Genomic DNA, 10,270 nt, shown 5'->3' on the forward strand with positions numbered 1-10,270 from the left:
CCCCGTCGCGCACAGGCTCGCCGGCCGGCACGGCGCGGGGCCGCCCGTCGCCTCACCGGGCACGGCCCCCCGCTGATCCCCTGCGCCCCCACTCCCGGTCGTCCCGGCCGCTTCGCCGCGGACCGGGACGACCGGGCGAGGTCAGGGCCGTGCGGCGTCGAGCGGACCGTGGTCGAACCAGTCGAACCAGGCGGTGCCCTCGGTGACGTACATGCCGATCACCCGGCCCGTGAAGCCGGTGGCGACCTCCGTGGACAGGTACCGGCCGTCCAGCTCGGCCAGCGGCTCCGGGTCCTCGCCGACGTGGAAGGCGAGGTAGTCCGGCGCGGCGACGTGCAGGCCCGCCGGCTCCTCCCCCGCCGGCCACCGGCGGGCCGAGCGGGTGGTGATCACGAGCGTCAGCGGGCCCGGTGGCACGGGTCTCGTGGCCACGCTCTGGCGCAGGGGTCCGATGCGGGCGATGACCGCGGCCCGCCCGTCCGCCACCTCCAGGTCGTAGTGGTGACCCTCGTCCAGGCGCACCGACAGGCCGGCGCGACCGGCGGCGGGATCCAGGAGGACGGCGGTCCGGCTCTCGACGTGCTGCTGGCGCCGGCCGACGAACGTGCAGCCCGGCCGGTCCAGCGTGGAGCCGGTGGCGTGCAGCGCGAGCCACCCCGGCCGCTCGGTCACCGACCACGAGCCGTCCGGCCGCGCCCGCGGCGAGATCCACCGGGGGTCGAGCCCGGGGGCGTCGAAGTCGTCCCGCTCCGGGGCGGCCTGCGGCTCCTGTGCGCCGACCGGCGCCCGTTCCCTCAGGTTGACGGGGCCGACGCGGGGCCAGCCGTCCTCCCACCGGACCGGGGTCAGGAAGGTCTCCCGGCCGAGGACGTGGAACTTGGGGCTGTAGCCGACCGGGCGGGTGGCCAGCAGCACCATCCACCACTCGCCGTCCGGCGTGGTGACGAGGTCGGCGTGACCCGTGCTCTGGACGGGTTGGCTCGTGCTGCGGTGCGACAGGATCGGGTTGACCGGCGCCGGTTCCCACGGACCGCGCGGCGAGCGGGCGCGGGCCATGGCCACGGTGTGGCCGCGCTCGGTGCCGCCCTCGGCGATCATCAGGTACCACCACTCCCCGACCTGGTACAGGTGGGGCGCTTCCGGCCACTGCAACCCGGTGCCCGCCCAGGCCGGGAACGGCCCTTCCAGCACCTTCCCCGCCTCGGGGTCGACCCGGGCGACCTGCACGCCGTTGAACGTGGGCCCGTGCGCGCCCGCGAAGGAGCACCAGCAGTTGCCGTCCGAGTCCCACGCCAGGTCGGGGTCGATGCCGGGCAGGTCGAGCCACACCGGGTCCGACCAGGGGCCTTCGGGTCGCTCGGCGGTGACGACGAAGTTGCCGCCGTGCGAGACGTTCGTGGTGATCATCCAGAACCGGCCGTCGTGGTGCCGGATCGTGGGCGCGTAGATCCCGTCCGACGCCATCGCGTCGGCCGGCAGCGGCAGCTGGGACGGCCGGTCCAGGACGTTGCCGATCTGCCGCCAGTTCACCAGGTCGCGGCTGTGGAAGAGCGGCACGCCCGGGAAGTACTCGAAGCTCGAGCACACCAGGTAGTAGTCGTCGCCGACCCGGCACACGCTGGGGTCGGGGTGGAACCCGGGGATCACGGGGTTGTCGTAGAACGACGCCTCGGACTTCGGTGAGGTCAATGGTTTTCCTTGTTGTGCGAGGGCGTCAGCCCTTGAAGGCGCCTTCGAGGATGCCCGCGACCATCCGCCGTCCGACCACGACGAACAGCACGACCAGCGGGATCGTGGCGAGGAAGGAGCCGGACATGGCCAGCCCGAGGTCGACGTCGAGGCTGTTCTGGAGCGCCTTGATGGCGATCTGGGCGGTGTAGCGCTCGGGCGACTTGAGCACGATGAACGGCCACAGGAAGTCGTTCCACGCGGTGATGAACCCGAACAGGCCGAGCACGAACGCGGCCGGCCGCACGATCGGGAACGCGATGCGCCAGAACACCTGCGCGGTGCTCGCGCCGTCGATGCGGGCCGCCTGCATCAGCTCGTCGCTGATCGTGGCCGAGATGTGCTGGCGCATCCAGAAGATGCCGAACGCGCTGGCCAGGCCGGGCACGATCAGCGCCTGCAGCGTGTCGACCCAGCCCAGCTCGGACATGATCATGTACTGCGGGATGACCGAGAGCTGCGTGGGCACCGTCATGGTGAGCACGACGACCACGAACAGGGTGTTGCGGCCCGGGAACTGCAGCTTCGCGAAGGCGAACCCCGCCAGCGAGCACAGCACCGCCTGACCGACGCCGATCGCGGTGGCCACGGCGAGGCTGTTGAGCAGCGACTGCACGAACGGCACCGTGTCCAGGACCAGCCCGGCGAGGTGGAAGAAGTTGCCGCCGGGCACGACCTCGGGCGGCATCCGCGTCGCGGCCGCGGTGTCGGTGGTGGCGACGATGAACATCCAGTACAGCGGGAACAGGCACACGACCGTGGCGGCGGCCAGCATGAGGTAGGTCCACCAGCGGACCCGGCCGGGGCCTCGGTTGCGCGTCGCGGTGCTCGTCATCGATCCGCCTTGATCCGGGTGGACAGCACGAAGTTGACCGCGGCGATCGCCACGACCATGACGAACAGGGCGACCCCGATCGCCGAGCCGTAGCCGAACTCGAACTGCCCGAAACCCTGCTCGTACAGGAACAACGTCAACGTCTGGCACTGGCGCACCGCGCCGCAGGTCAGCCCCGAGCCGGTCAGCAGCGGCTCGGTGAAGATCTGCAGGCCGCCGATGGTGGACGTGACGACGGTGAAGATGATCACCGGTCGCAGCGAGGGGATGGTGATGTGCCGGAACCGCTGCCACGGCCCCGCGCCGTCGATGGCCGCGGCCTCGAACACCGCCCGCGGCACCGATTGCAGCGAAGCCAGGTAGAGCAGCGTGGTGTAGCCGAACCACCGCCAGGTCACCATCGTGGCGATGAGGACGTGACTGCCCCAAGTGGACTGGACGAAGTCCACCGGCTCGATCCCGACCAGCCCGAGCACCCAGTTGAGCAGCCCGTAGTCCCGGTCGAACAGCTGCGCGAAGACGACCGCGGTGGCCGCCACCGACGTGATGTAGGGCACCAGCACCGACATCCGGAAGAACAGCGCGAACCGCAGCCGGGCGTGGTTGAGCACGTGCGCCAGCACCAGCGCCAGCAGCAGCTGCGGGACGGTGGACAGCGCCCAGATGCTCACCGTGTTGCCCGCGGCGTTCCAGAACCGCGGGTCGGCGAACATGCGGGTGAAGTTGTCCGTGCCGATGAACACCTGGTCGCCGATGGGGTTCCAGTCGAACAGGGCCACGTAGAAGGTGAAGAGGAGGGGGAACAGCCCGAACACGCCGAACAGGACGAAGAACGGGGCGATGTAGGCGTACGGCGACAGGCGCTCCGCGAGCCCCCTGCCCCTCGGGGAGGCAGGGGGCGGCAGTGCGGCCGACGGCGCGGGCGTCAGCGTGGCGGTCACGGTCGTCACTCGCCGATGGCGGTCTTGATGTTGCGCAGCGCGTCGTCCCAGGCGGTGGCCGGGTCGCCGCCCGCCTGCTCGACGTTGGTGATGGCGTCGAGGAACTCCTGGCCGATGGCGGCGCTGTCGGGACCGATGTAGAACGGCTTGAGGCCCAGCAGCGAGTCGGTGTAGATCTTGCCGGTCGGCGCGTCGGAGAAGAACGGGTCCTTCGCGTCGGTGAGCTTGGCGTCCTGGTAGACCTCCGGCGTGGAGGGCAGCGCGCCGACGCGGTTGAAGTGCTCCAGCTGGCCCGCGGGCGACTGCATCTCCTTGATGTAGTTCCAGGCGGCCTGGGGGTTCTTCGCGCCCTTGGGGATGGCCAGGTAGCTTCCGCCCCAGTTGCCGGAGCCGCCGGGGATCCTGGCGATGTCCCACTTGCCCTTGGTGTCGGGGGCGGTGGTGCGGATGCTGTTGAGCATCCACGACGGCGCGGACACCGCGGCGTACGCGCCCTGGCCCATGCCGGCGCTCCACGCGCTCTCGAACGAGGACTGCCCGGCGGTGATCCCGGAGGTGGCCGCCTTGATGCCGAGCTCGAACGCCGCCTTGACCTGCGGGTTGGTGCTGTAGACCAGCTTGCGGTCCGCGCTGTAGTACTTCTCCGAGACCTGGTTGACCGCCTGGTAGAACACGCTGGTCGCCGCGTTGTCGGTGAACGCCTTGCCGGTGGCCTGCTTGTAGCGCTTACCGGTCTCGATGAACGCGTCCCACGTCGGCCACAGCGCGCTCACGGACTCCCGGTCGGTGGGCAGGCCGGCGGCGGCGAACAGGTCGGTCCGGTAGGCCACGGCCATGCCGCCCACGTCGGTGGGCACGCCCAGCACCTCGCCGTCCTTGGCGACGCTCTGCTTCCACACCCAGTCGAGGTACTCGTCCTTGATGTCGTCGGCGCCCAGCGTCCGCAGGTCCACGAAGTTCTGCGGCTGGTCGACGAACTGCGGCAGGTTGTCGCCCTGGATGAGCACCAGGTCCGGCACCTTCCCGCCGGCCAGCGCCGTGGTCAGCGACTGGGCGGTCTCCGTCGACGTGCCGACCTCGGTCAGCTTGATGTCGATGTCCGGGTGCTTCGCCTTGTACGCGTCGACGGTCAGCTTCTGGTTGATGGCGGAGAACGACCAGAACTCGAACGACTTGCCGTCCCCTCCCCCACCACCGCCCGTGCCGGGTGTGCAGGCGGTGAGCAGGGCCAGGGCCGCGGCGGCGCGGAGCAGGGGCAAGCGGAGTTTCACAGCGCTTCTCCAAGGTGTGCGAGAACAGGCGGCACCGCCACCATGCGGTTGACCACCGCCGGTCGGCGATCGCGTGAACCGGGTCGAGAGCCTGCCGCACCGTGCGGCCGAAAGTTTCGGTCTCAACTCCGATTGTTAGCGCTCACGACAGTAAGCTGTGTCACAAGGGCCGTCAAGAACACCTTGTGCCGCCCGAGAACGCGAAAGCAAGACCTCCGTCAGTGGACTCTTCACAACACACTTTGTGAACGCGAACTATCTAACGTTCAGTGAGCCCGGTGGTCGCGGGCGCGGTTTCGCCGCCGGCGACCGCGACCACCGCGCGCCGTCACGCCGCGAACTGCCACCAGTTGACGTTGAACAGGTAGCCGCTGCCGCCGGTGAACCGGAGGTAGAGGTCGTGGGTGCCCGTCGCGCCGCTGATCGGGCAGGAGACCGTGGCCCAGTTCTGCCAGCCGCCGGTGCCCGAGACGCCGCAGCGCCCCACCACCGCGCCGCTCGGGCCGTCCAGCCGGACCTCGACGGTGCCGCCGGAGGTGCCGGAGGCCACGCGGGCGTTGAACGTCCGCGCGCCCGAGCCGAACGCGACGCCCTTCACCTTGAGGTAGTCGCCGTTCTCGATCCAGCCCACGTTCATCCCGCCCTCGGCGGAACGCTCGGTCTCGATGCCCGAACCCCAGGCGATCGTCTCGGCCTCCTGGCGGACGAACGGGTTGAGCGTGCCCACTTGAGGTGCGCCGCCCGTGGTCATGTTGATGGTCGGGATCGAGCCGTCGGCGTTGTAGGTGAACCGCTCCACCGCCACGGACCTGGTGAAACCGCCACCGCCCGGCAACGCGCCGTTGTGGTAGAAGAAGTAGGAGCTGCCCTTGAAGTCGACGATCCCCGCGTGGTTGGTGAAGCTGCCGCCCTGGGTGGGCATGACCGTGCCGCGGTAGGTCCACGGCCCGGTGGGGCTGGGCGCGGTGGAGTAGGCGATGAACTCCGAGCAGCACTTCGCCGCGAACACGTTGTAGTACACGCCGTTGCGCTTGTAGACCCAGGGCCCTTCCTCGTAGAGGGTGGGGCGGCTGGCGTCACCGGTGCGGGAGCCGAATCCGGCCGCGGTGAGCGGGATCTGGGTGGGACCGCCGGAGAACGACGTCATGTCGGCGTTGAGCCGCACGTACCACAGGTTCGGGTTGCCCCAGTACAGGTACGCCTGGCCGTTGTCGTCGATGAAGACGCTCGGGTCGATCTCGCCGTTCTCCACCAGCGGGCGGCCGATGGCGTCGCGGAAGGGGCCGGTGGGGCTGTCGGCGACGCCCACGCCGATCGCCATGCGGCCGGTGGCGCGGTTGACGACGGGCACGTACCAGTAGAACTTGCCGTTGCGCTCGATCGCCTGCCCCGCCCACGCGTCCTTGCTCGCCCAGGAGAACGTGCCCACGTTCATCGGCGAGCCGTGGTCGGTCCAGTTCACCATGTCGTCGGAGGACCAGACCCGCCACTCCTTCATGGTGAACCAGGTCGAACCGTCCTCGTCGTGCCCCGTGTAGAGGTACACGCGTCCGTTGTGGACCAGCGGCGCCGGGTCGGCGGTGTAGATGTGCTGCACGATCGGGTTGTCCGCCTTGGCCATCGCGGGCGCGAGGGCCGACGCGCACACGACCGCGGCGAGCAACGCGCCCACCCGCCGCAGCAGCGCCGCGACCAACGGTGTCGATTTCACCAGAACCTCCGGAAGGGCATCGGAATCCGTCGCGACGTTCGCCGCCGTCAGGCCGGGTCCACTTCCCGTGCTGACCGTTGCGACTCCACAGGACAGCGCACCCACGGCGGCGCTCGGCGCGGCGGGAGCCCGCCGGGAACGGAGTGACCTTGATTGTCGTGCCCATGAAACTACGTCCCGACGACATCGTCAAAGCTAAACCTGTGAGCGCTAACTTTAGCCACCCGGAGTTGCTCCGTTCAGCCCATTGCGCGTGCTCGATCCGAACGTTCGGGACAGCCGCTTCCATCTCAATTCGAGGCCACCGTTCCGGCAGCTAAAATGTTTGCGCTAACTTTAGCAAGGCGCGGGCTATTAACAGTCGAACGCCATTCGACCTGACCATGCGGCCCAAGAGGCCCGACACCGACCGGCCAGGTGCCCATCACCAGCGCGATACCGCGCCCTACCTGCACGAAAGATTTTCGTAACGTCTTGACCCGGCGTGTGCCATCCTTCACAGTCGGAGAGGCACGACGCGCGCTCATCGCGACGACGACCGCACTTCACTGCCATCCCCTTTGCACGTGGGATGTTCAACCGCGAAGTTGTTAGCGCTAACAAAAGATCGATCGGGCGTCGGCAAGTGCCCCCTGCCACCGCGACGCCACGGCTTGCGGTGTGCCGATCCGTGAGGACACGTGATGAATCATTCGATACGAGCGGTCATTCGACCGACGCCGGTGCGTCGGTCGAGAACAACGGCGTTGCTGCTCGTCGTGGGACTCGTCGCCACCATGATGACGGCGGCGTTCGACGGCCTGGCCCTGGCCGGCACGACCCTGGGCGCCTCGGCGGCGGAGAAGGGCCGGTACTTCGGCGCCGCCGTCGCGGCGGGCAAGCTCGGCGACTCGACCTACGTCGGGATCCTGAACCGGGAGTTCAACCAGGTCACCGCCGAGAACGAGATGAAGATGGACGCGACCGAGCCCAACCAGGGCCAGTTCACGTTCACCAACGGCGACCGGATCGTCAACCACGCCATCAGCCGCGGCATGAAGGTGCGCGGCCACACCCTGGCCTGGCACTCCCAGCAGCCGGGGTGGATGCAGCGCATGGAGGGCTCGGCGCTGCGCCAGGCCCTGCTCAACCACGTCACCCGCGTCGCGACCTACTACCGGGGCAAGATCCACTCCTGGGACGTGGTGAACGAGGCGTTCGCCGACGGCACCAGCGGCGGTCGTCGCGACTCCAACCTCCAGCGCACGGGCAACGACTGGATCGAGGCCTCCTTCCGCGCCGCGCGTGCCGCCGACCCCGGCGCGAAGCTCTGCTACAACGACTACAACACCGACGGCATCAACGCCAAGAGCACCGGCATCTACAACATGGTGCGCGACTTCAAGGCCCGCGGCGTCCCCATCGACTGCGTCGGCTTCCAGTCCCACCTGACCAACTCGGCGCCGTCGGACTACCAGGCCAACCTCCAGCGCTTCGCCGACCTCGGCGTCGACGTGCAGATCACCGAGCTGGACATCTCCGGCTCCAACCAGGCCAACGCGTTCGGCGCCGTCACCCGCGCGTGCCTGGCGGTCGCCCGGTGCACCGGCATCACCGTCTGGGGCATCCGCGACAGCGACTCGTGGCGGACCGGCCAGAACCCGCTGCTGTTCGACGCCTCGGGCAACAAGAAGCCCGCCTACACCGCCGTGCTCAACGCCCTCAACGAGGGCTCGAGCCAGCCCGGGGTCATCGACACGACCGCGTGGTACGTGCTGGTGAACCGCAACAGCGGCAAGGCGCTCGACGTCTACAACCTCGCCACCAACGACGGCGCCCGCATCACCCAGTGGACCCGCAACGACGGCAACCAGCAGCAGTGGCAGTTCGTCGACTCCGGCGGCGGCTACTACCGGGTGAAGTCACGCCTGTCCGGCAAGGTGCTCGACGTCTACAACTTCTCCACCGCCGACGGCGCCAACATCGTCCAGTGGGCCGACGGCAACGGCACCAACCAGCAGTTCCGCCTCGCCGACTCCGACGGCGGCCACGTGCGCCTGATCAACCGCAACAGCGGCAAGGCCGTCGAGGTCCAGAACGCCGCCACCAACGACGGCGCGAACATCGTCCAGTACTCCGACTGGGGCGGCGCCAACCAGCAGTGGCAGCTCGTCCGCGTCGGCGGCGGCGGGACGACGACCACCACCACGACGACGACCCCGCAGCAGCCGGGTGGGCAGTTCACCAACCCCGTGGTGTGGCAGGACTTCGCCGATGTCGAGGTCATCCGGGTCGGGGACGCGTACTACATGACCGCGTCCACCATGCACTACTCCCCCGGTGCGCCGATCCTGCGCTCCTACGACCTGGTCAACTGGGAGTTCGCCGGTCACTCCGTGCCGTCACTGGACTTCGGCACGAAGTACGACCTGACCAACGGCCAGCGGGCCTACGTCAACGGCATCTGGGCGTCGACGCTGCAGTACCGCGCCAGCAACCGGACGTACTACTGGGCCGGGTGCATCGACTTCAACGACACCTACATCTACACCGCGACCAGCGTCGAGGGCGCCTGGAACCGGCACGCCCAGATCGACAACTGCTACTACGACGCCGGCATGCTCATCGACGACAACGACACCATGTACGTCGCGTACGGCAACGGCACCATCAGCGTCGCCCAGCTGTCCGCCGACGGCCGCAGCCAGGTCCGCGCGCAGCAGGTCTTCCAGACCCCGTCGAACATCGGCACGCTGGAAGGCGCCCGCTTCTACAAGCGCAACGGCAGCTACTACATCTGGCTGACCCGGCCCGCCAACGGCCAGTACGTGCTCAAGGCGAGCAACCCGTTCGGCCCCTACACCCTGCGCCAGGTGCTGCTGGACCTGCCCGGCCCGATCCCCGGCGGCGGCGTGCCCCACCAGGGCGGCCTGGTCCAGACCCAGAACGGCTCCTGGTACTACATGTCGTTCGTGGACGCCTACCCCGGCGGCCGCGTGCCCGCCCTCGCCCCGATCACCTGGACCGCGGACGGCTGGCCTACCCTCCAGACGGTCAACGGCCGGTGGGGCGTCAACTACCCCTCGCCGCTGCCGACCCGGCCGGTCAAACCCCTCACCGGGACCGACACCTTCGCCGGCACCACCCTCGGCCCGCAGTGGGAGTGGAACCACGACCCCGACACCACGAAGTACTCGGTGAACGACGGGCTGAGGTTGTCCACCGCCACGGTCACCAACGACCTGTACGCCGCCCGCAACACCCTGACGCACCGCATCCAAGGACCGACGTCCACGGCCACGATCGAGCTGGACTACAGCACGATGCGCGACGGTGACCGGTCCGGCCTCGCGATGCTGCGCCAGTCCTCGGCCTGGATCGGCGTCAAGCGCGACAACGGCCAGACCCGCGTGTCCATGACCAACGGCCTGGCCATGGACAGCAGCTGGCGCACCACCAACACCGGCACCGAAGCCGCGAGCGCCGCGATCAGCGGCGGCCGGATCTGGCTTCGGATCAACGCCGACATCCAACCCGGCTCCAACCGCCAGGCCCGCTTCTCCTACAGCACCGACGGCGTGAACTTCACCTCGTTGGGACCGGCGTTCACGTTGAACAACGCCTGGCAGTTCTTCATGGGCTACCGCTTCGGCATCTTCAACCACGCCACCCAGGCCCTCGGCGGCGCGGTCACGGTCCGCAAGTTCGACCTGACCACTCCCTGACCTCGGCGAGAGGCACCCGGCCCGGCCTCGCCGGGCCGGGTGGGCCGGACAACCGCGGCGGCCCGTCCGGAACACCGGAC

At 69.1% G+C, this 10,270-nt stretch carries 6 protein-coding genes; 1 reads left to right on the top strand and 5 read right to left on the bottom strand.

The genetic code is table 11. From position 1 onward, the window contains the following. Window positions 1-141: 141 nt before the first annotated feature. The 5 genes from ABTZ99_RS43810 to ABTZ99_RS43830 all read right to left on the bottom strand — a co-directional run bounded on the left by ABTZ99_RS43810 (window position 142) and on the right by ABTZ99_RS43830 (window position 6,486). The gene (locus tag ABTZ99_RS43810; RefSeq protein ID WP_498784174.1) at window positions 142-1,689 is read right to left on the bottom strand and encodes a glycoside hydrolase family 43 protein; all 1,548 of its coding nucleotides are present in this window, start codon (window positions 1,687-1,689) and stop codon (window positions 142-144) included. A 25-nt stretch (window positions 1,690-1,714) separates the two neighbouring features. Next, a complete protein-coding gene (locus ABTZ99_RS43815) occupies window positions 1,715-2,563 on the bottom strand; it encodes a carbohydrate ABC transporter permease (protein ID WP_498784176.1) in 849 nt (282 codons plus the stop codon). Next, window positions 2,560-3,513, bottom strand: a complete 954-nt coding sequence (locus tag ABTZ99_RS43820) for a carbohydrate ABC transporter permease (protein ID WP_498784178.1) — start codon at window positions 3,511-3,513, stop codon at window positions 2,560-2,562. Before ABTZ99_RS43820 ends, ABTZ99_RS43815 begins: the two co-directional genes overlap by 4 nt. Further along, a complete protein-coding gene (locus ABTZ99_RS43825; RefSeq protein WP_498784180.1) occupies window positions 3,510-4,775 on the bottom strand; it encodes an extracellular solute-binding protein in 1,266 nt (421 codons plus the stop codon). The genes ABTZ99_RS43820 and ABTZ99_RS43825 overlap by 4 nt, the downstream gene beginning before the upstream one ends. Before the next feature lie 328 nt (window positions 4,776-5,103). Then, the gene (locus tag ABTZ99_RS43830; protein WP_498784182.1) at window positions 5,104-6,486 is read right to left on the bottom strand and encodes a glycoside hydrolase family 43 protein; all 1,383 of its coding nucleotides are present in this window, start codon (window positions 6,484-6,486) and stop codon (window positions 5,104-5,106) included. A gap of 746 nt (window positions 6,487-7,232) precedes the next feature. Between ABTZ99_RS43830 and ABTZ99_RS43835 the strand changes: the two genes are divergently transcribed. Then, window positions 7,233-10,190, top strand: coding sequence for an endo-1,4-beta-xylanase (locus ABTZ99_RS43835; RefSeq protein ID WP_499619049.1), 2,958 nt, complete (start codon window positions 7,233-7,235; stop codon window positions 10,188-10,190). The last annotated feature ends 80 nt before the right edge of the window (window positions 10,191-10,270 follow it).

The organism is Actinosynnema sp. NPDC002837, from assembly GCF_040295345.1.
Taxonomy (GTDB): domain Bacteria; phylum Actinomycetota; class Actinomycetes; order Mycobacteriales; family Pseudonocardiaceae; genus Actinosynnema.

Bases quoted from the DNA above. Each gene is read 5' to 3' on its own strand.
- ABTZ99_RS43815 (WP_498784176.1), bottom strand. From the start codon at position 2,563: ATGACGAGCACCGCGACGCGCAACCGAGGCCCCGGCCGGGTCCGCTGG.